Source organism: Enterocloster bolteae, assembly GCF_002234575.2.
Classification (GTDB): Bacteria; Bacillota; Clostridia; order Lachnospirales; family Lachnospiraceae; genus Enterocloster; species Enterocloster bolteae.
Genome location: NZ_CP022464.2, coordinates 3,156,469 through 3,178,128 on the forward strand (window position 1 = coordinate 3,156,469; position 21,660 = coordinate 3,178,128).

21 protein-coding genes are annotated in these 21,660 nt (G+C 48.7%); 18 read left to right on the forward strand and 3 right to left on the reverse strand.

Annotated elements, in window-relative coordinates; translation table 11 throughout:
• Window positions 1–226: 226 nt before the first annotated feature.
• Window positions 227–1,114: a hypothetical protein gene (locus CGC65_RS14805; protein WP_002567619.1), complete on the forward strand. Its 888-nt coding sequence runs from the start codon at window positions 227–229 to the stop codon at window positions 1,112–1,114.
• Between the two features lie 211 nt (window positions 1,115–1,325).
• On the opposite strand, the gene lexA is transcribed toward CGC65_RS14805, so the two are convergent.
• Entirely contained in the window at window positions 1,326–1,940 is a 615-nt protein-coding gene (gene lexA, locus CGC65_RS14810; protein WP_002567621.1) for a transcriptional repressor LexA, read from the reverse strand.
• 182 nt (window positions 1,941–2,122) lie between these two features.
• On the opposite strand from lexA, the gene yneA reads away from it, so the two are divergent.
• The 9 genes from yneA to atpC all read left to right on the forward strand — a co-directional run bounded on the left by yneA (window position 2,123) and on the right by atpC (window position 9,143).
• On the forward strand, window positions 2,123–2,422 hold the full coding sequence (yneA, locus tag CGC65_RS14815) for a cell division suppressor protein YneA (RefSeq protein ID WP_002567622.1): 300 nt from the start codon (window positions 2,123–2,125) through the stop codon (window positions 2,420–2,422).
• 405 nt (window positions 2,423–2,827) lie between these two features.
• Window positions 2,828–3,517, forward strand: coding sequence for a F0F1 ATP synthase subunit A (locus CGC65_RS14820; protein ID WP_002567623.1), 690 nt, complete (start codon window positions 2,828–2,830; stop codon window positions 3,515–3,517).
• A gap of 53 nt (window positions 3,518–3,570) precedes the next feature.
• Window positions 3,571–3,795, forward strand: a complete 225-nt coding sequence (atpE, locus tag CGC65_RS14825) for an ATP synthase F0 subunit C (protein WP_002567624.1) — start codon at window positions 3,571–3,573, stop codon at window positions 3,793–3,795.
• Between the two features lie 24 nt (window positions 3,796–3,819).
• The gene (gene atpF, locus CGC65_RS14830; RefSeq protein WP_002567625.1) at window positions 3,820–4,311 is read left to right on the forward strand and encodes a F0F1 ATP synthase subunit B; all 492 of its coding nucleotides are present in this window, start codon (window positions 3,820–3,822) and stop codon (window positions 4,309–4,311) included.
• The gene (locus CGC65_RS14835) at window positions 4,304–4,819 is read left to right on the forward strand and encodes an ATP synthase delta subunit family protein (protein WP_002567626.1); all 516 of its coding nucleotides are present in this window, start codon (window positions 4,304–4,306) and stop codon (window positions 4,817–4,819) included. The genes atpF and CGC65_RS14835 overlap by 8 nt, the downstream gene beginning before the upstream one ends.
• A 10-nt stretch (window positions 4,820–4,829) precedes the next feature.
• On the forward strand, window positions 4,830–6,353 hold the full coding sequence (gene atpA, locus CGC65_RS14840) for a F0F1 ATP synthase subunit alpha (RefSeq protein WP_002567627.1): 1,524 nt from the start codon (window positions 4,830–4,832) through the stop codon (window positions 6,351–6,353).
• 19 nt (window positions 6,354–6,372) lie between these two features.
• The gene (gene atpG / locus CGC65_RS14845; protein WP_002567628.1) at window positions 6,373–7,266 is read left to right on the forward strand and encodes an ATP synthase F1 subunit gamma; all 894 of its coding nucleotides are present in this window, start codon (window positions 6,373–6,375) and stop codon (window positions 7,264–7,266) included.
• Window positions 7,267–7,292: 26 nt separating this feature from the next.
• Window positions 7,293–8,693: a F0F1 ATP synthase subunit beta gene (atpD, locus tag CGC65_RS14850; RefSeq protein ID WP_002567629.1), complete on the forward strand. Its 1,401-nt coding sequence runs from the start codon at window positions 7,293–7,295 to the stop codon at window positions 8,691–8,693.
• Between the two features lie 33 nt (window positions 8,694–8,726).
• Window positions 8,727–9,143, forward strand: a complete 417-nt coding sequence (gene atpC / locus CGC65_RS14855; protein ID WP_002567630.1) for an ATP synthase F1 subunit epsilon — start codon at window positions 8,727–8,729, stop codon at window positions 9,141–9,143.
• 91 nt (window positions 9,144–9,234) lie between these two features.
• On the opposite strand, the gene CGC65_RS14860 is transcribed toward atpC, so the two are convergent.
• Window positions 9,235–10,125, reverse strand: coding sequence for a LysR family transcriptional regulator (locus tag CGC65_RS14860; protein ID WP_002567631.1), 891 nt, complete (start codon window positions 10,123–10,125; stop codon window positions 9,235–9,237).
• 361 nt (window positions 10,126–10,486) lie between these two features.
• Between CGC65_RS14860 and CGC65_RS14865 the strand changes: the two genes are divergently transcribed.
• From CGC65_RS14865 to CGC65_RS14895, 7 genes are all read left to right on the forward strand, one after another.
• Window positions 10,487–11,104 (forward strand): DUF3793 family protein, encoded by a 618-nt coding sequence (locus tag CGC65_RS14865; protein WP_002567632.1) that lies wholly within the window; start codon window positions 10,487–10,489, stop codon window positions 11,102–11,104.
• Between the two features lie 14 nt (window positions 11,105–11,118).
• Complete coding sequence (locus CGC65_RS14870; RefSeq protein WP_002567633.1) at window positions 11,119–11,556, forward strand: flavodoxin; 438 nt, start codon at window positions 11,119–11,121, stop codon at window positions 11,554–11,556.
• 126 nt (window positions 11,557–11,682) lie between these two features.
• Window positions 11,683–13,749, forward strand: coding sequence for a methyl-accepting chemotaxis protein (locus tag CGC65_RS14875; protein ID WP_002567634.1), 2,067 nt, complete (start codon window positions 11,683–11,685; stop codon window positions 13,747–13,749).
• A gap of 104 nt (window positions 13,750–13,853) precedes the next feature.
• A complete protein-coding gene (locus CGC65_RS14880; protein WP_038281719.1) occupies window positions 13,854–14,240 on the forward strand; it encodes a BlaI/MecI/CopY family transcriptional regulator in 387 nt (128 codons plus the stop codon).
• A complete protein-coding gene (locus CGC65_RS14885; protein ID WP_002567636.1) occupies window positions 14,237–16,309 on the forward strand; it encodes a M56 family metallopeptidase in 2,073 nt (690 codons plus the stop codon). The genes CGC65_RS14880 and CGC65_RS14885 overlap by 4 nt, the downstream gene beginning before the upstream one ends.
• A gap of 244 nt (window positions 16,310–16,553) precedes the next feature.
• Window positions 16,554–17,234 (forward strand): MgtC/SapB family protein, encoded by a 681-nt coding sequence (locus CGC65_RS14890; RefSeq protein ID WP_002567637.1) that lies wholly within the window; start codon window positions 16,554–16,556, stop codon window positions 17,232–17,234.
• A gap of 52 nt (window positions 17,235–17,286) precedes the next feature.
• A complete protein-coding gene (locus CGC65_RS14895) occupies window positions 17,287–18,639 on the forward strand; it encodes a hypothetical protein (RefSeq protein ID WP_002567638.1) in 1,353 nt (450 codons plus the stop codon).
• 145 nt (window positions 18,640–18,784) lie between these two features.
• Here the strand turns inward: CGC65_RS14895 and CGC65_RS14900 are convergent, their stop codons facing one another.
• On the reverse strand, window positions 18,785–19,837 hold the full coding sequence (locus CGC65_RS14900; protein ID WP_002567639.1) for a tyrosine-type recombinase/integrase: 1,053 nt from the start codon (window positions 19,835–19,837) through the stop codon (window positions 18,785–18,787).
• 162 nt (window positions 19,838–19,999) lie between these two features.
• Here CGC65_RS14900 and CGC65_RS14905 point away from each other — a divergent pair, with 162 nt between their 5' ends.
• Window positions 20,000–21,541: an RtcB family protein gene (locus tag CGC65_RS14905; protein WP_002567640.1), complete on the forward strand. Its 1,542-nt coding sequence runs from the start codon at window positions 20,000–20,002 to the stop codon at window positions 21,539–21,541.
• The last annotated feature ends 119 nt before the right edge of the window (window positions 21,542–21,660 follow it).

The window sequence follows — 21,660 nt, forward strand, 5'->3', positions numbered from 1 at the left end:
AGGTCTGGAATGATAAGACCTTCGTATATCCGTTTTTTATATATAAGTGATACTGTTTTCTCCTGTTTTCAATCAAATATGTTAAGCGAAAAACGACAGATGTTTATGTTATGCTATAAAACGAAGGGAGACAAATGAAATATAAACAGGGCTAATAGAATAAGGCCAATAAAAATAAGACCGGTTTTGCTTTTTACAATAATTTAATTATTAGGAGAAAAAGGTAATGAGAGTAAATATGTTAGAGGAAACGATTATTGAAGAAGTAACAAAGATTATAAAAGTTGCTGAGACTAAAATAATGAAAGAAATGAGCATTCAATATTTGGCGGATTCGCTGTGCTACAGTGAACAGCAGGTTAGATTAGTGTTTAAGATAGCTGCAGGCCAGACAATTGGCCAATATTTAAAAAGACGATACTTAACACAAATATATCTAACTATAGGTAGTGATGCATACAATAAGTTGAAGAGAACAGCTGCTGTCATGGGATGCAGGCGCTATAAGCAAAAAATGGAGCATTTCTTTGGTAAAGAAATTGATGATGACAAACTGCAAAGACCTCTTACAACAGAACAAATGAGAATAAATCTGTTTGATTTGGAAAACAGCCCATATGTAGACAGATGGCTTAAAGAGAAAATATGCGGCAAAAGACAACGGGTGGATATTGGCAATGATGTGACCAGGCTATTACTCTTGGATGAGAATAACCGGATGCCTTATGATTATGACCATTGTTATTTTAGGCATAAGGGCCGTCTCTTTATTATTGATTCACGCTTGGCAGTTGATATGCCGTATAATAATAGTCTTTGGATTATGGGAATGGAATTTTGTATTTACAAAACAGAGCAGGCAGAGAACAGATATGTTTTCCAAATAATAAAAAAATTTATGGAAAATGGTACCGTAAAGAATATGAAAAAGGAAGATAGTGGAATACAGGTCCAGGAGCTCAGCTATTTCTATGCACATAAAAACAAATCGTTCCGTATTGTGAATATCATTGACGGCTCAGATATGGTTGGAGAGGCGCTGACAACGCTGATGATAAAAGAAGAATACATTATACTGGAATCAGGTAAACTTTTCTTCTTATTAGATAAGTAATAGTATGTATGCTCATGTCTCTGAGGGCATAGAGATGAATCTTAAAAACAGGAACTGCGGTGTAAGGATAACAATACACCAGCGGTTCCTGTTTGTGCAGTTGCAGCAGTGTGTGATAGCGGTATATAACAGTAACAGATCCGGAATATATTATGCCTATAAATCGTTAGGCCTGCTATATCATGATGCAAAAGACACATCATCCCTGCCGCTACATCATACGAACCAGGCCAATGACCTTGCCAAGAATCTCTACGGTTTCCGTGATGATAGGCTCCATGGCATCGTTCTCCGGCTGGAGGCGGTAATGTCCGTTCTCCTTATAAAAACGCTTGACCGTGGCTGAATCATCCACCAGGGCCACAACAATCTCCCCGTTTGCCGCAGTGGGACACTGCTCCACAATCAGCTTGTCGCCGGGCAGGATTCCGGCGCCAATCATGCTTTCGCCCTTAACCTTCAGCATGAACGTCTCAGAGTTGGGAAGAATCTCTGCCGGGAATGGGAAATAGTCCTCAATCCGCTCTTCTGCAAGAATGGGTTCTCCGGCTGCTACGGTTCCGACGAGAGGGATATTCACCATCTCTCTGCGGTTAAAATTAAAGGTGTCGTCCAAAATCTCAATGGTCCTTGGTTTGGTGGGGTCACGCCGTATGTAGCCCTTATCCTCCAGAGCGGACAGATGGGAGTGAACGGAAGAGGTGGACTTTAAATGTACTGCCTCGCAAATCTCCCGCACAGCCGGCGGATATCCCTTCTGTAAAATAGTCTCTTTGATGTATTCTAAAATCTCCTGCTGCTTAGAAGTAATTTTATCCTGTGCCATAATCAACCTCCTGCGTTTTCTATATTTATAGTAACATATGTTCGGTAAAAATGCAAACCTTTGTTCGATTTTTTGCCGGGAACACTTGACAAACATTTGTTCTGGTAGTATAGTATGAATATACAAAAGAACAGACGTTCTGTATTGCGCGCAAGAAGGAACCGCCTTAGGGAGGTTACCATATGAGAGTGAGAAAGAGAAGGTTGTCAGCTACATGTTTTACGGTTTTACTGTTTGTTTCCATTATTATGGGACGTACCATGTTTACTTCCATGGCCAAGGAGGAGGGGAGCAGGACCACTCCCTATTATAAAAGCGTCCGCATCCAGGAAGGGGACAGTCTTTGGGGGATTGCCCGTCAGTACAGGGAAGGCAGTTCCATGAGCATGGATGAGTATGTGAATCAGCTCAGGCAGATGAACGGCCTTAAGAAGGATACCATCCATACAGGGCAGTATCTGACCGTAGTATATTTTGAGTAAACAGGATTAGCTTCTGTACATATAATATGATAGTACGAGATACATTTTAAACCTTTGGAGATATCCGGCCAGCTCCAAGGGTTTTTATCTTTTCACGGATTTTCTGTATATTCCGGTTACATTTTTGCCCGAAAATTCCCAGAAGTTCCAAATTATATAATTTTGCAGCGTTTTATTGTGCAAAATGATACAAATTTCTTTCTTGATGTTAAGATGCTGTGAAAATGCATATCATGAGACGTGATATATTACACAAATTGCAGAATGAAATCGTCATGGATTTGTAACATTTTCTTTTTTATAACATTTATATTATCAATTTATAAATAATATGTATTTGAAATTATTAAATAAGGTGTCTATAATAGGCAAAAGCAAACGAGAAGAGAAAGGGGGTTGTTTAGTATGAACGGTTTAGTGGAATCACTGATGGAAGAGCTTAACTGCAATGTGGTGTTCACCATACCGCTGTTTGGCGGTATTGATGTGATGGAATCCGTGGTAGTGACATGGATCATCATGGCGATTATGATGATAGCTTCCCTGATACTGGTCCATGGCCTGAAGGTAAGGAACATAAGTAAGAAACAGGCTGCTCTGGAGAGCGGTATGTCTTTTATCTATGATTTTTTTGAAGGGCTTTTGGGAAAGGAAGGAAAGGCTTATATACCATATCTGATTACAGTGGTGATATACATAGGAATTGCCAATATGATTGGACTTCTTGGCTTCAAGTCGCCAACCAAGGATTTGAATGTGACCGTTTCCCTGGCTGTTATGAGTATTGTTCTGGTGGAAGTGGCCGGCATCCGTAAGAAGGGTGTCAGGGGATGGATTAAAAGCTTTGCGGAGCCCATTGCCATCATAGCGCCAATCAATGTGCTGGAGCTGTTTATACGGCCATTGTCCCTGTGCATGCGGTTGTTCGGCAACGTGCTGGGCGCCATTGTTGTCATGGCACTCATCAAGCATTTGCTGCCGTTAATTGTGCCGCTGCCATTCAGCTTCTATTTTGATATATTTGATGGAGTGATACAGGCATATGTATTCGTGTTCCTCACATCACTATATATAAAAGAAGCCATTGAGGATTAAGTTTGCAGCCTTATGGAAAAAGAAAATATTGAGAGAAAAAGGAGAGTCTTATTATGACAGGATTAATCGCATTAGGAGCAGGTGTTGCAGTTGTTACAGGTATTGGAGCAGGTATAGGTATCGGCTTGGCCACTTCCAAGGCAGTGGACGCTATTGCAAGACAGCCTGAGGCAGACGGCAAGATTACAAAGGCACTTCTGTTAGGATGCGCCCTTGCTGAGGCAACCGCCATTTACGGCTTTGTCATCGGCCTTTTAATCATTCTGTTCTTAAAATAATTTATAGCAGGAAGGCGACTTAATATGTTAAATTTAAACATTTGGAATGTAGCCTTTACGGTTATTAACCTACTGGTTTTATATCTGTTTATGAAGCACTTCCTGATTGGTCCGGTGCGCAGTATACTGGATGAGAGGAAGCAGATGATTGAGCACGACCTGGACGAGGCAAAGAACAGGGAAACGGAAGCGCGTCAGATGAAGGAGCAGTATCAGGCCTCCATCGGCAATGCAGATGAAGAAGCTTCAAGAATCATCGAGGAAGCCAGGAACAGGGCTGCCGCAGAGTACGAGAAGGTTCTGGCCCAGGCCAGGGCAGACGCTGCCAAAAAGATGGAAGAGGCAGACCGTACTATTGCCCTGGAGCGCGAGAAAGCCATGAATGACCTGAAGGCCGGAGTGGCCGGTTTGGCCATGACAGCTGCTGCCAAGCTGATTAGCGAGCAGAGCGCACCGGACGGCGACAGGAACCTATACAACCGCTTTTTAGCAGAATCAGGTGAAGGAAATGACTGAGACAGCCAGAACGTATGCCATTGTTCTATATGAACTGGGCATACCGGAAGAGATGGTCAGGGAAGCTGTAAAGCTGCTTAAGGAGAATCCGGAACTTCCGGAGGTCCTTAATAGCCCGGTGGTTCCCCTGAAAAGTAAGCATGCCGTTATTGAGAAGGTGTTCAGGGAACCGGAATTTTCCGTACTGATGGTACGTTTCTTAAAAAAGGCTTGTGATGCGGGATGCATCGGACAGACAGAGGAGATTGCAAAAGCCCGTGACGCCTATGCCAGAATGGCGGCAGGTGTTATGGATGCCGAGCTTCACTATGTTACCATGCCGGGTGCGGCCCAGATTACAGGAATGAAACAGTTTCTGTGCAGGAAATATAACAAAAAAGATGTGAACATCCGATTGGTGAACCAGCCGGACCTGGTGGGCGGTTTTGTCCTGAAGGCCGGGGATACAGAATATGACTACAGCCTGAAGGGGCAGCTGGTAAGGCTGGGCCGGGCTGTGGTAAGATAGGAGTCTTGATATGAGCACAATCAGTTCCCAGGAAATCATCTCCATTATTAAGAGTGAGATTGAGAATTTTGACATGCATGCCGGACAGGAACAGGAAACTGGTTCTGTTATCTGGGTAGGAGACGGCATAGCAATTGTATACGGCATTGAACATGCCATGTACGGGGAAATCGTTATATTTGAAAATGGTGTTAAGGGAATGGTCCAGGATATCCGCAGGAATGAGATTGGCTGTATCCTTTTCGGAAAGGATACAGGAGTGGGCCAGGGCACCAAGGTGGTCCGCACCAGGAAAAGGGCAGGCGTGCCTGTGGGAAGCGGATTCTTAGGCAGGGTGGTCAACGCTCTGGGAGAGCCCATTGACGGACTGGGCTCTGTAAAGGAAGAAGATTATCTCCCGGTGGAGGAGGAAGCTCCCGGTATTGTGGACAGGAAATCAGTGGGAGTTCCCATGGAGACAGGTATTCTTGCCATTGACTCCATGTTTCCCATAGGCCGCGGCCAGAGAGAATTAATCATTGGAGACCGGCAGACCGGTAAGACCTCCATTGCCATGGATACCATACTGAACCAGAAGGGCAAGGATGTGGTCTGCATCTATGTGGCCATTGGCCAGAAAGCATCCACCGTGGCAAAGCTGGTTTCCACCCTTAAGAAGAACGATGCCATGGATTATACCATTGTCATGTCGTCCACGGCCAGTGAGGCAGCGCCCCTTCAGTACATAGCACCCTATGCCGGGACTGCCATGGCTGAATATTTTATGCATCAGGGGAAGGACGTTCTGATTATTTACGATGACCTGTCCAAGCACGCAGTGGCCTACAGGGCATTGTCCCTGCTGTTAGAGCGTTCTCCGGGCCGTGAGGCTTATCCGGGCGACGTGTTCTATCTTCATTCACGTCTTCTGGAACGTTCCAGCAGACTTTGTGATGAAAAGGGAGGCGGCTCCATTACAGCCCTTCCCATCATTGAGACACAGGCAGGGGATGTATCGGCCTATATCCCTACCAATGTTATATCTATTACAGACGGTCAGATATTCCTGGAAAGCGACCTGTTTTTCTCCGGCATGAGGCCGGCTGTGAACGTGGGACTTTCCGTGTCACGTGTAGGCGGTGCAGCCCAGACAAAGGCCATGAAGAAGGCATCGGGAAGTATCCGTATCGACCTGGCGCAGTACCGGGAGATGGAGGTATTCACCCAGTTCAGTTCTGATCTGGATGAGGCTACCAAGGAGCAGCTGGCTTACGGAAAGCGGCTTATGGAGCTGCTTAAGCAGCCTCTGGGAAGGCCCCTCAGCTTGCATGAACAGGTCATTACCCTCTGCGCGGCGACCCACAAGGTCATGCTTTCCGTAGAGGTTTCGGATATTAAGGAATTCCAGATGAACATGCTGGCCTGGTTTGATGAAAAGCATCCGGAGATTGGAAAAGAAATCGAGGAGACCAAGGTCCTGGGCGATGACTTGATAAACCGTATTGTGGATGCTGCAAACCAGTATAAGACAAACCAATATAAGGCGTCCGTCTGACCAGGAAGAAGGAGTTAATATGGCAAATGCAAGAGAAATCCTAAGCCGTATGAAAAGCGTCCAGGATACCCGGAAGATTACCAATGCCATGTACCTGATTTCCTCCACCAAGCTTAAGAAAAGCAAGAAACTTCTGGAGGAAACAGAGCCTTACTTCTATAGCCTTCAGGATTTGATACGCCGTATCCTGCGCCATATGCCGGATGTGGAGCATTTTTACTTCAATCCCAGGAAGGAAATCAAGGAGGAGGACAGGGTAAAGGGGCTGATTGTCATTACCGGCGATAAGGGATTGGCAGGCGCTTACAACCATAATGTGCTGAAGATGGCCCATGAGTGGATGGAACAGAGTAAGAACCACCGGCTTTATGTGGTGGGAGAACTGGGACGCCATTATTTTGAGGCCAGACATGTCCAGGTGGAGGAGCAGTTCCATTACACGGTACAGAATCCCACCATGCATCGCGCCCGTCTGATTTCCTCTACTATATTGGAGGATTACGAGGAAGGACGTCTGGATGAGGTTTGGATTATATATACGCAGATGATGAACAGCATGCAGATGGAAGCGGAGATGACAGAGCTTCTTCCCCTTAAACGTGAGGATTTCAGCAATATCGTTATCCCTGCGGATATCATCCAGGAGGAGATACAGATGGTGCCTTCCCCCAGCGCCGTCATGGACCATGTGGTCCCCAACTATGTGACCGGATTCATATTCGGTGCCCTGGTGGAGTCCTTCTGCAGCGAGCAGAATGCCAGGATGATGGCCATGCAGTCTGCCAGCGACAATGCCAACGCAATTTTAAATGACTTGTCTATAGAGTACAACCGTGTGAGGCAGGCGGCTATTACCCAGGAAATCACAGAGGTAATCAGCGGTGCAAAGGCACAAAAAAAGAAACAATCGTAAATTCGTAAATATAAAAGGAGGCAGCCATGAGCAAGGGAAAAATTATACAGGTCATGGGACCTGTAGTTGACGTGGCTTTTGAGGATGATGGACTTCCCCATATCAAGGATGCCCTGGTGGTGGATAATCAGGGTAAGAAGTGCGTCATGGAAGTGGCCCAGCATGTAGGCGGCAATGTGGTGCGCTGCATTATGCTGGCATCCAGCGACGGCCTGTGCAAGGATATGGAAGTGGAGCCAACAGGCGCCGGTATTCAGGTTCCTGTAGGCGAGAAGACCCTGGGGCGTCTCTTCAACGTATTGGGCGAGACCATTGACGGAGGAGAGAGCCTGGAAGGCGAGGATAAGTGGGTCATCCACAGGGACCCGCCGTCTTTTGAGGACCAGAGCCCTGTTGTGGAGATGTTGGAGACTGGTATTAAGGTAATTGATTTGCTGGCCCCCTATGCCAAGGGAGGAAAAATAGGTCTCTTTGGCGGCGCAGGTGTGGGCAAGACCGTACTGATACAGGAGCTGATAACCAATATAGCAACGGAACACGGCGGATACTCCATTTTCACGGGCGTGGGAGAGCGTTCCCGTGAGGGAAATGACCTGTGGACCGAGATGAGGGAGTCAGGGGTGCTGGAAAAGACAGCCCTGGTATTCGGACAGATGAATGAACCTCCGGGGGCCCGTATGCGCGTGGCCGAGACAGGACTGACCATGGCTGAGTACTTCAGAGATGTGGAGCATCAGAACGTACTTCTGTTTATTGACAACATATTCCGTTTTGTCCAGGCCGGTTCCGAGGTATCCGCCCTGTTGGGGCGTATGCCTTCGGCTGTGGGATATCAGCCTACCCTGGCCACTGAGGTGGGCGAATTACAGGAAAGGATTGCGTCCACCAAGAATGGTTCCGTTACTTCGGTCCAGGCTGTTTATGTGCCTGCTGATGATTTGACTGACCCGGCGCCTGCTACTACCTTTGCACATCTGGATGCCACCACGGTATTGTCCAGAAAGATTGTGGAGCAGGGCATTTATCCGGCTGTAGACCCTCTGGAATCCACCTCCCGTATCTTGGAAGAGGATGTGGTTGGGAAAGAGCACTATGAGGTGGCAAACAAGGTGCAGCAGATGCTTCAGAAGTATAAGGAGCTGCAGGACATCATTGCCATTCTGGGTATGGAGGAGCTGTCTGAGGATGATAAGCTGACTGTAAACCGGGCCAGAAAGATCCAGCGGTTTCTATCCCAGCCATTCCATGTGGCGGAAAACTTTACCGGTGTACCTGGTAAATATGTGCCTGTAAAAGAAACGATCCGGGGATTCAAGGCCATCATTGACGGCGAGATGGATGAGTACCCGGAGGCTGCATTTTTCAATGTGGGTACCATTGACGAAGTTGCGGAGAAGGCCAAGACCCTGGAGCATCATGAGGCTTAACCAGGACTGTCTGACGCAGAAAGGAGCCGGGATATGTCTGCATTTTGGCTGAAAATTGTAGCCAGCGACCACATATTTTATAATGGACATTGTTCATATCTGGCAGTGCCAGCACCGGACGGTGAGATGGGCATTATGCCTCACCATGAGGCTATGATTCTGGCTATCCAGGAGGGGAACCTCCGTTTTAAGGTGCCGGAGGAAACAGAATGGCATCAGGCCATTGTGGGCCGCGGGATCCTGCAGGTGGCTAATAACCGTGTGACCATGATTGTGGACACAGCGGAGCGGCCTGAGGACATTGACGAGGTCAGAGCCAGGGAGGCGCTGGAGCGCGCACAAGAGCAGCTGCGCCAGCAACTGAGCCTGAGGGAGTTCAAGATGTCCCAGGCATCCATGGCAAGGGCGCTTACCAGGCTAAAGGGAAGCCATCTGAAGGAACTTAAGTGACGGAAGAATATTTATAGCAGCTTGATTATAGTAATATGTAAGATATGATGGTAAGAGAAGTATAAAGGTATGGCTGTGGGACTGAAATGTCCTACAGCCATTTTGAATTTTGTATGAGAAAATTGCAGAAGTCCATGACGATAGGATTGTCCTTGCCGAGAGGAGAACACATGAGGATAATCTGACGGCGGCATACCTGATCCCTGATGGGAAGCAGCTTTACCGGGGAGTGGGGAGACATGGGGCCCCATTCGCCGCCCAATGGTCCCCAGGAGTACTGGGGCCAGAATCCGATGCCAAGGCCGGCAGCAATCAGGTTCCTGACTGACTCTGTGGTATCACTTTCAAAAATTACGTTAGGGACAAAATCCGCCTCTGAAAAGTAGCTGTTGCATATCTGGCGGATGGGCCTGGAACCGGCCAGACATATGTATCCCGCATTCCTTGTGTCAGCCAGATTGATAGAATCCTTATCCCCATAGGGAGAATGTGTGGGGACTGCCAGATACAGGTCCTCTTCCAGCATAACCATGTAATCCTCATAATCAGTATTTTTTAAGTCTGACCGGACCGCAGACACGCATAAATCATAGTCCGAATGGTTTTCAGCCTGGTACAGCTGGAAATTTACATCTGGCCGCAGGGCCCTGTAGGCAATAATCCGGTTGGTAATCAGGGTGGAGGCCGCCAAAAGCTTTAAATGGATGGTATGGCTGGACATGTACTGGTCGGCTCTCAGTTCGCCGGGAATCCGGTCCAGGGCGCTTACAATGGGAATCAGCCGCTTTTGAAGAAGGCGTCCGGCTTCATTCAGTTCCACACTTCTGCTTTTTCTCTCAAAGAGCGGCACACCCAGCTCTGCCTCTAACCGGTGGATGGCCTGAGAGAGGGCCGGCTGTGCTATCTGAAGATGTTCGGCCGCCTTAGTCATATGCTGGTATTCAGCGGCTGTCAAAAAATATCGTAATTGCAGTAATTCCATATGTCACCTCAGAGATATGATTTTACGAACAGGGGAGCCCCGCCCGGGTATCCGACTATTATATAACAGAATTCAAAAAAATGCATTCGAATTTTAAATGAGAAAAAAACTCAATACAATAGAAGATGAAAAAACTTAAAGAAAATGAGAATTATTCCCTGTTTCAGCTATTGTAAATTCATGTGTGGTCTGATAATATTGTATTGAAGTTAGCCACGACTAACAAAGAAGACGATATGGGAGAAATATTTTAAAGGAAATATGTCTGAGGGGAATAGGCCAAGGGATGAGTAATCAGAGACAGATTGAACCTATGAATCTCTCGGGTGTAAAAAAATTCTGAGACAGGCGGAGGTAATTCGTGAGCAAGGAAACCTTACATCTAATGTTAAAGCTGAATACGGAAGATTTGGATACCCAGGTGGCATTGCAGTGCGCGCCGTTACTGACAGGTATGAAGATATCAAACCTTCTAACGGTAGGACGTTCCAAAAGGGCGGCGGTTCTGGAATTGTTTAAAGAAACAGCCGTGTCCTGCTGCATTCTGTATGAATCATCTGAGAAAACCACTTTTCTTCTTTATATCAGGCCGGCTCTTGAAGCGTATCTGTCCCGGCCTGAGGTAAAGGTCCTTATGGAACGCTTTGGTTACAGGGGATGGGATTTGGAAGAGATTTTAAGCCTTGTGTCCATCAAATATGAGGAGCACATGGAAGACTGCGCCGGGTTCCCTCATGAGATAGGTCTGTTGTTGGGTTATCCTGCCAAGGATGTGACAGGATTTATCGAGAATAACGGAAAGAATTTCCTTTATATAGGATACTGGAAGGTTTATTCGGATCTTTCTGAGTGCAAGCGCATATTTCAGTCATACAATCATGCCCGTGAGCACATTATCCATATGGTTTCCCGCGGTATGAAGATTGATGCAATCTTAAGGATACACAATCTGAATCAATATAAATCAATGACAATATAAGGAGGATATACGACATGAATCAGATTATGGTAGTTTACTGGTCACAGACAGGCAACACAGAGGCCATGGCCAATGCGGTGGCGGAAGGCATCAGGAAGGCCGGAAAGGATGCCCTGGTGACAGAGGTCTCCAATATTTCGGCAGATGCGCTGAAGGATGCAGGCGTTTTTGCTCTGGGATGCCCGGCTATGGGAGCAGAAGTCCTGGAAGAGAGTGAGATGGATCCGTTTGTGGCAGAGGTGGAGACGTTTGCTTCCGGTAAGCATATTGGTCTCTTTGGCTCCTATGGATGGGGTGATGGAGAGTGGATGCGCGACTGGCAGGCCCGTATGGCCAATGCAGGAGCCGACGTAGTGGGAGGAGAAGGCGTCATTGCCCAGGAGAGTCCGGGCGAAGATGCACTCAATCATTGCAGGGAGCTGGGAGAGGCTCTGGCGGCCGCAGAAGTATAATGCAGAATCATAATTGCAGATACCATGTCTTTTGGCAGACCTTTCGGTTTGCCTTTTTTTGGCGCTATGGTATAATGATGGAATGGTGTCATGATTTTATAAAAGCAGCAGGGGGATATAAAACTTATGGAAAACTCAGAAGGCAGAGGCAGGATTAACCGAAAGGAGGGCAGAGGATGCAGAAGGAGCTCCATCTCTTTTAAAATCAGCCTGAGCCTTTTACTGGTACTGATTCCCTTTTTAATTATACTTATTACCATGGCCTGTGTCATGGCAGCCGGGGCCATTTCCGCCCTGAATGACAAAATACTGGAGGTTCAGACAGATTATGCAGTCTCCAGCGTGGATGACTTTTTCAGCAGCAAGGTTACAGCAGCCGGCATGTTTCGGGATAATGATGATTTGCAGACATATTTTGCATCTGTCTCCAGGGAGGAAGATATCAGTGCTTATAACCAACTGGACGATGTGCTGAGGGTGCTTAATAGTGCTTTGGTTCAGATGGGGGAAAAGGAGAAGGTGATGGAGGCCTGGGTGGCAGATCCAAGGACAGACAGCTACCTTCTGTCAAACGGCAGTGTGGTGGACGCCGGTTTGGAGGATACTCAATGGTATGAATCTGTGATTTCAGGGGGAAGTACCATCATAACAGAACCATTTCTGGATCCGGCCACTCATGAGATGATTGTCTCCATCGTGTCACCGGTAGTATCCGGGAATGGTTCAGAGATAACAGGTCTTTTTGGATTTGACGTATACCTGGATACACTTAAGCAGACACTTTCCGATATAAAGGTAGGAGAGGCAGGATACCTGGAGTTGATTTCCAACAGCTCGGATTACATCTACAGCGACGACCCCACTGCATCCGGCAAAAATGTCAGTGAGATAAAAATATCGGATGATTATAAAAACAAGGTAAAAAATAATTACAATGGATTTGCGGATTTTACATATTCCGGCGTCAAATACACAGCCATGTTCCGGAACTGTGATACAACGGACTGGCTGGCCGTGGCCACGCTGCCTTTGTCAGAAGTAAACCACACCCGCAATTATCTGATAGAGACAATGGCGTTCGTGTCCATTCTGATGCTGGCCCTGCTGGTCCTGCTGATTGTATTTGCGGTCCGCAGGGTGCTGAAGCCTCTGGGGGGCATCAGCGCCAGTATGGAGGCATTTTCCAGGGGGAATCTGGATGTGGATATACGGGCTGCCGGGGATGATGAGATTGGAAGACTATCTGAAAGCGTCCGTTCCTCAGTGCGCTCCTTAAAGGATATCATCGAGGATATCACCTATATACTGACAGAGGTTTCGGCGGGAAACCTGGCTGTGCCGGTGGAGGGGAATTATATAGGTGATTTCAGGTTTATCCGGGAAGCTCTGGAGCAAATCATCGCTTCTCTGAATGATACCTTAAGGCAAATAAACATCTCGGCAGAGCAGGTTTCCTGCGGTTCGGAACAGGTTTCCGCGGGGGCCCAGACACTGTCCAGGGGGGCTGCGGAACAGGCAGGATCCGTGGAGGAACTGGCAACTGTTATCAATGACCTTTCCCAGAAGATTACATCCAATGCCGACCTCGCCTCAGAGGGCAGCCGCTTGGCCGCAAATGTGGGAGAGGAGGCTGTAAAAAGCGATGGCAGGATGCAGGAGCTGCAGAACGCCATACACAATATTAAGACCAGTACCTTTAAAATACGTGAAATCATCAGGACCATAGAGGATATTGCGTTTCAAACCAACATACTGGCTATCAATGCTGCTGTGGAGGCTGCACGGGCCGGGGACGCGGGGAAGGGATTTGCCGTGGTGGCAGGGGAGGTCAGAAACCTGGCATCCAAAAGCGCCCAGGCATCCAGGAATTCAGCTGACCTTATCACCCATTCGTTAAAGGCAGTGGAGGATGGGACACTAATTGTGGACGCCACAGCTGTTTCCATGCGAAATGCATTGAACGGGGTGCAGAATGTGGTAAAGACCATGGACGATATAGCGTCTGCATCCAGGGAACAGGCGTATTCCGTGGAACAGGTGACCCGGGAGATGGAACAGATAGCAGGCGTGATTCAGGAGAATTCAGCCACGGCCGAGGAAAGCGCGGCAGCCAGCGAGGAGCTTTCAGCCCAGGCGCTGCTGCTGAAAGGACTCTTAGAGCGGTTCCGTTTTGACAATACGGATGTACTGTGACAGGATTTTATCATCAACCCTTATCATTTGTTCTTGACACCTACATATAGTAGGTGTAAACTGAGTATAAGAACTACAAAATGTAGGTGAAAGGGGTTGGTCAGATGGAGAAGGAAATATCACTGCCTGAGGCACAAATGGAGGTTATGGAGGTCATCTGGGACAAAGGAGGAAGGACCATGTTCGGCGTTCTGGGGGAGGAACTGGCAGCCAGGGGAAAGTCTTGGAAGCCCAATACCATTCTGACTCTGTTATCACGTCTGACTGAAAATGGTATGCTGACCGTGCGCAAGCAGGGCAGGCTGAACGAATATGTTTCCCTGGTGTCCAGGGAGGAGTACCGGCAGACCCAGGCCCGGCTTCTGGTAGACCGGATATTTGGCGGAGACACAAAGCATCTGATATCCGCTCTTGTCAGTCAGGAATATCTGACGGAGGAGGATTATGAGGAGCTGAAGGCGTTCTGGGAGAAGGGAGGAGATAAGGGATGAATATGTGCCTGAAGATGCTCTTTACCCTGTCACTGTCAGGAACAGCACTGATTTTGGTGCTCCTTGGAGCCACACGGATATTTGGCAGCCATATGGGGCGCAGATGGCAGTATTACATCTGGCTGGCAGCCGTGCTCAGGCTGCTTTTGCCCATACCATCCCCGGCCGGCCTTATCTTTCCGGATGCTTTAAGCAGCGGGATGTCCGCCGGCCTTCTGTCTGACGGGGGGAATCTTTATGCCTGGATGGATGGACGTTCCGGCAGCGGAAATCCTGCGGGACAGCCGGAATCGGTTATGGGAGTGCGTCCGGGAACGGGGACGGAGAGATTGGCGGAAACAGGAGATATGGAGGAGATGGCTTTCACGGTGGGAGATACCGCAAAAGCTGATACCGCAAAGGCCTATACCGCAAAGGCCCCTGGGCTGTATCTGTTTCTCCTTACACTGTGGCTGTCTGTGGCCGCTTTGCTGATGGGAAGAAGGATATGGAATTACAGGTCCGCAGCCAGGCTGTATAAGAGAAATGAATCCCTGGCTATTGCCCGTGATGGGGGGCTGGAGGCCTATGGCGCACCGCTGGAGGAAGCCTGCCGTGTCTGCGGCCTGAACAGGAGACCGAGGCTGGTGGTCAGCAGCACCCTTCCTTCGCCGGTGACAATGGGGCTGTTGTCCCCTGTTATCATCATGCCTGGTGATTTTCCGGCAGAGAGGGCATATTATGTATTTCTGCATGAGCTCACCCATGTCCGGCGTATGGATGGGTTTTACAAGTGGCTGGTGGAGGCGGCCGTATGCCTGCACTGGTTTAACCCGGCTGTGTATGTGCTGCAAAAGGAGGTATCCCGGGCCTGTGAACTGTCCTGTGACGAGGAGGTAATCCGCCGTATGGACGGCAGGAATAAACACCTTTATGGCGAGATTCTCCTCACCGCGCTCAGGCGCCGTCCCATGCCGGTGAGTGCAGATATGGGCCTTCCTCTCAGTGAAAATGCAAAGTGGATGAAGGAGAGGCTGGTTTCGATCATGGAATTCAGAAAGAGAAGCAGGCCATGGTCCCTGGCAGCCTGTATAATGTCTGCAACAATCGTGTCCATGGCTGTGCTGTGCGGATTTGCTCCGTTACAGAGGGAAAATGGGACGGTTGGGGCAGAGAATGTTCTGACAGGCGCGGCAGATCGGCTGGGAGCGCAGACGATAGCGGGAATTGGGAAAGCAGATACATCCGTCAGGTCCGGCGGGAGCTTTGCCGATTCAGAAACGATCAGCTGGAATGAGTATGAGGATGTGCGCCGCAGTCCGGACCAGAAAAGCCTTCAGACAAAAATGTTCTGGGTCAATGGTTATATCGTGGTTCTGGCCTGGAACGTGGACCCCGGCCAGTATGATGTAGTCCGGCAGGTTGACGGAAAGCCTTTATGCTTTACTGGCAGGACGGAGCAATATGCAGATAACAGCGCCATAGCTGAGGCAGTGCGGCAGTCTATTGAAAAGCAAAAGCTGAGTAAGAGCAAATACGGGTTCCGGCCGGAGCAGATGGCCCTGTTGGAAGCGGCAGGCCCCTTTGAAGGTACGGCGGATGAATTGGCCCAGCGCTTCTATGAGGCGGATAATCTGTCCTACTTTGCAGCCGTGTCAGGCAGTGTAAGCCCGGAAACCTGTGCCAGCCTGATGGAACAGTTTTATGCCGAGAACCAGATAGAGTATTTTGCCATTATCTCGGAAAATGATGCCCCATCCCTTAAGGCCAGAAAAACAGAGATGGCAAAGCAGGCTGCCAGGGCCGGGAATACGGACATTTTTTCCATATTAAAGGATGAGCTGACGGATGCTGATAAGGCGGAAATCGCCCGGAATGCATACCAGACAGACCATGCAGATATATTCTATATGACATATGAGTCATTGAATCAGGAACAGGCCGGGGAAATGGCTATTCAGGCTTATGAAGAGGACCGGGTGGAATATCTCTATGTTCTTAAGGAGCGGCTGTCCTCCAGCCAGATTTCATCCCTGAAGGAACGTGCCGGAAGGGATGGGAAGCAGGAGTTCTTATATGTGCTGGATTAACCGTATGAGGTAAGTAAAAATGTGTTTGGCCATGCAGCAGGGCAGCGCAGGAATTTGGGCGCCGCCCTGTATTGCACATCAGGTTCCGGCAGTTTGAATGGCAGCTTTAATGGCTGTCTTAATGGAAACCTTTACAAGGAATTAACTTGTAAAAGCAGATGGAGGGGTGTTAGAATATATTATTTAGTAAATGGATTGGCACAGAGCCCGGAACAGGACTGTGCTCCCGGGACGGAGGAGCTACATGAATCAATTTGTCACGGAACAGCTTATCTACGTATTACGGCTGGTGGCCGCTGCTCTCTGCGGCGGCCTTATTGGCTGCGAGAGGCAGAGTAAAAAGAAGACGGCAGGCACCAGGACCCATGTAATTATTGCTGTGGCCTCTGCCATGATGATGATTATTTCCAAGTATGGGTTCGGGGATGTGCTGAACGAGTATGTAAAACTGGACCCTTCCCGTGTGGCTGCGGGGGTGGTTACGGCCATTGGCTTTATTGGTTCAGGCATCATTATTTTCCGGAACAACAGCGTGAACGGAATCACTACCTCGGCCGGAATATGGGCGACTGTGGGCGTGGGTATGTCCATGGGAGCGGGAATGTATATTCTGGGGGCTGTATCCACGGCTATCGTGATGCTCTCGGAACTGTTCCTGGGCAGGAAAGGTTATTTTTCCAGAAGGAACGGGGAGGACAAAGAGGTGGAGATTGAATACTGTGAAAGTCTGGATGAGGACATCTTCCAGTTCATCAACCGGACATTGCAGGACCAAAACTGCAAGATGGTGAATATCCAGCTTACAGAGGAGGCGTCCACCTATGTGCTGACGGCCCAGTTAAAAACGCCTGCGTATTACGATATGTCCGGACTGGTGGGAGAGCTTAAGAAAAAAGGCCAGCTGAAGCGTATATCCGTGCAGTGAGCCTGTCATAGAACATGATTGGCAGCTGAGTGATGAACGGGGGCAAAAGAGGATGATCAAAGAGACTCAGAATAAACCGGAACAGGAAAGAAAGGCGGAAAAGGCCGTGCTGTCCAGCCGGCAAAAACTGCTTATCAGGGCGCCCCGGACTATAAGAATTATAGGTGCGATTGGAATCGTATTCGGGGGCCTGATGTCGTTTTGGTGCTATCGGGATTACCTAAATGGCAATGAGACTGCGTCGGCAGGTATGTCCCTGGGATTTTTACTGATTTTTGGCACCATGGGTTTATGGCTTTGGTGTTATGGATGCAGAATGCTCCAGGTCAAAGGGGAGGAGATCCTGTTTCGGGATATATTTTTCAGAAAACACAGATACACCCTGGATGATATATGTAGTGTGAGATGGAACCATGACGGCTTTTTATTTTCAGGCAGTACCGGTAAGCTGTTTAAAATTTACGGCTACTGCCCGGATTGTAAGCGGCTGTTTGAACTGTTGGAGGAACGGGGAGCACAGGTGGACCTTCCGGGGCGAATGTTCAGCCCGGAGCAGACTGCGGCGGTTCATCCGGAGCCTGATAAACGCCGTTTCCTGGTCAGGACTTCCCCGTGGCTTCCAAAAGAAGTGTCAAAGATTGAGGTGAGAGGAAGGCAGCTTGCTGTAAGTAAGCTGTTCCGGAAAGAGTTTACATGCAGCTGTCTGGATGTTGCAAAAATACAGCTGAAGGAAAATAAGGAAGGAAGACTGAACGCCCGGATTTACGGCGGGGAAGGAACGTGTCTGGCAAAGGTACGGACCTTTTCAGCAGATGCGTCTGATATGCGCTGCGCATTTGCCTTCCTGCGTCACATGATAGAGCTTGGCATTCCAGTCGAGGGGGCGGAGAAAACAAGTGAGTATGTCCGGTGCCTGCTGCAGAACAGATTTGTGTCTTTTTCAATAGGACAATCTCTTTTTAAGGAGGAATACCAACGGATTTGCCCGCTGCTTGACAGATATGCGGCAGTTTTTTCGGATTTGGGAATACAGATGGAATATGGTCCCATTGACAAAGAGCAGAAGGAGGAACTGGAGAAGAGCCTGGCGTTGGAAAAGATTACGTATGATACCTTCAACCGCGGATTTTTCATATGCCTTCAAAGAGACGGTCAGATGCTTTTCGATAAAAAGGCATCCCTGCCTTTGGCTGAGATGGTGATGCTATTGGCGGAGGCGCCGGAAATGGGGAGGGGAAGGCGGGAGGACCGATACCTGGAGGACCAGGGCATGGCAGCCGTACAAAATCTTCTGTACTTCCGGCCCATACCGGAAATCGTTATACAGCAGATACTGGAATATTTTCTGAATAAGGTCAAAAAGAAACAGATACATATATCTGACATTAAAAGGGACTGGTCGTGATTTTGTCCCTGCCTGTATCCTGGGTCATGTTTTTGCTGTGCACAACAGGTGGGCCAGAACATATGACAGACCGTGCGGCGGGAAGTCTGCACAGTCTGCACGCTCTGTCCGGTACTGTAAATTATTTCTGTCCGGTACTGTAATTCTATTTCTCCCGAAGCCTGACCTTATTCCTGGCGCTGCGTCTTCTCTCATCCTCCAGCGCGGCATAGTGCCGCTTAGTGGTATTGACATCGGAGTGGCCAAGCACATCGGCCACCAGATAGATGTCGCCTGTCTCCCTGTACAGGTTGGTGCCATAGGTGCTGCGCAGCTTGTGAGGGGTGATTGGTTTTAAAGGAGCTACGGTGCGGGCATACTTTTTAACCAGATTTTCCACGCTGCGCACAGCCATTCGCCTGCGCTGCAGGGAGAGAAAAAGGGCGTCCTCATGTCCCTGCTCCGGGATGATGCGGTCGCGTTCCTCCAGGTAGTCTAAAAGGGCGTCCTCCACCTCTGTTCCGAAGTATACGGTCACCTCCTTGCCGCCCTTGCGGTATATGCGGATGCCGCCGTTCTTAAAATCAATGTCGGAGATATTCAGCCCCACACATTCAGACACACGGATTCCGGTTCCCAGAAGGAGGGTAAGAAGGGCCAGGTCCCGCGTCTTTGTTTTGGCATGGTAATTTTTCTGTTTATCGGTCAGCTTGTCACCCTGTTCCACCTCGTCCAGAAGAAGGGCCACCTCATCCACGTCCAGCCGGATGATTTCCTTTTCATGGAGCTTGGGCAATTGTACCAGGGCCGCCGGATTGTTCTTAATTCGCTCGTTCCTGTAATAGTAGTTGTAGAAACTTTTCAGGGAGGATATTTTTCGCATGATTCCCCGTTCCTTGTTCATGACCTCCTGGTTCTTGTCATTGAAACGATATTTCAGGTATTCCATATATTCCTCAAAATCCGTGACAGACAGCTGGTCCAGCTGGTCCAGTTTGATATCCTGCACCGTAATCCTGGCAAGGGCCGGATTTTCCTTATGGAGGAAATCAAAGAACACATGCAGGTCATAGGCATAGGCGATCCTGGTCCTGGAGGATGTCCTGGGCTCGATTCCGCGGAAAAAGTCTCCGCAGAATGGCGGCAGGTCTTTTATCAGATTGCGCAGCCGCAGAATGTTTTCCCGGTCTACCTGTTCATGGTATGATAATTGACTCATGTAAGTGGATGCCTCATTTCATAAAAAGTATTGTCGTGTCAGACACGCTATAATATATATTTTAGCGTCAACTGCAAATGATTGTCAATTGATTGTTTTTTCCTTATGGATTTTGTTGTATAATAGAGCAATTCAGATAAACAAACAGAGAAAGAAGGCAACATGGAATTAAAATTAGAATTTGGCGGCCAATCCTGCGGCGTGTCCATCTTCCTTCCTAATGGGACAAAGCCGGAGAAAAAGGCGGCGGATGAACTGAAATCAATGATGGAACTTACCGGTACTGTGGAGCGGATGAAAGAGTCCGGCGTTTTTTCGGCGGAAAAGGAACACTCTGTCATAAAGGCAGCAGTGACTCCGGATTTTCACAAGGGAGCCGGCATTCCTATCGGCACTGTGCTGATGACAGAGGGATTCGTGATACCCCAGGCCATGGGAAATGATATTAACTGCGGTATGAGGCTCTATACTACGGATTTAAAGGAGGAAGAACTGGAATGCTGCCTGGTGTCCCTGCTGCCCCAAATCCGCCGTATCTTTTTTGAAGGCGGACGCAGTATACCTATGAACGGAATACAGAGGGAAGCCATGCTGCGACATGGGCTTACGGGATTGCTGGAGACTTCGGGGGAGGCAGAAGGAAGGGGAATATGGTCCCTTTATGACAGGGATGAACAGGAAAAAGCCCTGGAGTACACGGCCTTTAAGGGCAGCCTGTATACGACCGGCACCGAGGGCCTGGGGGATTTTATCGGGGCCGCCCATACTTTGTCCTATGATGACCAGATTGGATCCATTGGAGGCGGAAATCATTTTGTGGAGATGCAGCGCGTGGCGGAGATTTACGACGGCCGGACAGCCAATGCATGGGGAATCAGGAAGGGAAGTATACTGGTCATGATTCATTCCGGATCTCTGACCATCGGCCACCAGAGCGGCAGAATTAACCGAATCATAACAAAGGAGCTGTATCCGAAAGGAGTTCCCCATCCGGACAACGGAATTTATCTTTTGCCCGAAAGGGAAAAAATGGAAATAAATAGCAGAGAAAATGTTCCGGTAAGCGATAAGACAGACAGCCCATGGCAGCGTTTCTGCAGCACTACATACAACGCCGCTAATTTCGGATTTGCCAACCGGTTATTCCTGGGGCTTATGCTTCAGCGTGCCGTGACAGACAAGGTACGGCCCTATGAGATGAAGCTTCTGTACGATTCACCCCACAACTTTATCTGGAAAGAGGAGATGGAGGGCAGGAATTATTTCATTCACAGGAAAGGGGCCTGCTCAGCCAGGGGGATGGAGGGGATGGAGGGAACGCCCTTTGCCTACTACGGGGAGCCGGTGATGATACCTGGTTCCATGGGAAGCTCCAGCTATCTGCTGAGAGGCATGGGAAATCCGCAATCCCTGTGGAGCGCCAGCCATGGAGCCGGGCGCAGGCTTTCCAGGGGAGAGGCGATACATGGAAATGACCGGGAATTTAAGGAATTTATGAAAAAATTCCATATCGTGACACCCATTGATCCAGACCGCAGTGATTTAAAGGGCCGGAACGATATACTGAAAAAATGGGAGGAAACCATCCGCTCTGAGGCGCCCTATGCCTACAAGGATATCCACCAGGTGGTAAAGGTCCATGAGGAACACGGGATGGCAGGACTGGTGGCCAGGATGGAGCCGGTGTTTACGGTGAAGGCGTAGAAGGGGAAACCTTATCAGAATATGTTAGGAAGAAACCGCTGTATGAAATGGAATGAGGAATTGCTGACGGAATTTTTCGCGATGACACCTCATATAACAGCGGTTTTTTTTGCGGGAAC

Bases quoted from the DNA above. Each gene is read 5' to 3' on its own strand.
- CGC65_RS14805 (WP_002567619.1), top strand. From the start codon at position 227: ATGAGAGTAAATATGTTAGAGGAAACGATTATTGAAGAAGTAACAAAG.
- lexA (WP_002567621.1), bottom strand. From the start codon at position 1,940: ATGGCACAGGATAAAATTACTTCTAAGCAGCAGGAGATTTTAGAATAC.
- yneA (WP_002567622.1), top strand. From the start codon at position 2,123: ATGAGAGTGAGAAAGAGAAGGTTGTCAGCTACATGTTTTACGGTTTTA.
- CGC65_RS14820 (WP_002567623.1), top strand. From the start codon at position 2,828: ATGAACGGTTTAGTGGAATCACTGATGGAAGAGCTTAACTGCAATGTG.
- atpE (WP_002567624.1), top strand. From the start codon at position 3,571: ATGACAGGATTAATCGCATTAGGAGCAGGTGTTGCAGTTGTTACAGGT.
- atpF (WP_002567625.1), top strand. From the start codon at position 3,820: ATGTTAAATTTAAACATTTGGAATGTAGCCTTTACGGTTATTAACCTA.
- CGC65_RS14835 (WP_002567626.1), top strand. From the start codon at position 4,304: ATGACTGAGACAGCCAGAACGTATGCCATTGTTCTATATGAACTGGGC.
- atpA (WP_002567627.1), top strand. From the start codon at position 4,830: ATGAGCACAATCAGTTCCCAGGAAATCATCTCCATTATTAAGAGTGAG.
- atpG (WP_002567628.1), top strand. From the start codon at position 6,373: ATGGCAAATGCAAGAGAAATCCTAAGCCGTATGAAAAGCGTCCAGGAT.
- atpD (WP_002567629.1), top strand. From the start codon at position 7,293: ATGAGCAAGGGAAAAATTATACAGGTCATGGGACCTGTAGTTGACGTG.
- atpC (WP_002567630.1), top strand. From the start codon at position 8,727: ATGTCTGCATTTTGGCTGAAAATTGTAGCCAGCGACCACATATTTTAT.
- CGC65_RS14860 (WP_002567631.1), bottom strand. From the start codon at position 10,125: ATGGAATTACTGCAATTACGATATTTTTTGACAGCCGCTGAATACCAG.
- CGC65_RS14870 (WP_002567633.1), top strand. From the start codon at position 11,119: ATGAATCAGATTATGGTAGTTTACTGGTCACAGACAGGCAACACAGAG.
- CGC65_RS14875 (WP_002567634.1), top strand. From the start codon at position 11,683: ATGGAAAACTCAGAAGGCAGAGGCAGGATTAACCGAAAGGAGGGCAGA.
- CGC65_RS14880 (WP_038281719.1), top strand. From the start codon at position 13,854: ATGGAGAAGGAAATATCACTGCCTGAGGCACAAATGGAGGTTATGGAG.
- CGC65_RS14885 (WP_002567636.1), top strand. From the start codon at position 14,237: ATGAATATGTGCCTGAAGATGCTCTTTACCCTGTCACTGTCAGGAACA.
- CGC65_RS14890 (WP_002567637.1), top strand. From the start codon at position 16,554: ATGAATCAATTTGTCACGGAACAGCTTATCTACGTATTACGGCTGGTG.
- CGC65_RS14895 (WP_002567638.1), top strand. From the start codon at position 17,287: ATGATCAAAGAGACTCAGAATAAACCGGAACAGGAAAGAAAGGCGGAA.
- CGC65_RS14900 (WP_002567639.1), bottom strand. From the start codon at position 19,837: ATGAGTCAATTATCATACCATGAACAGGTAGACCGGGAAAACATTCTG.
- CGC65_RS14905 (WP_002567640.1), top strand. From the start codon at position 20,000: ATGGAATTAAAATTAGAATTTGGCGGCCAATCCTGCGGCGTGTCCATC.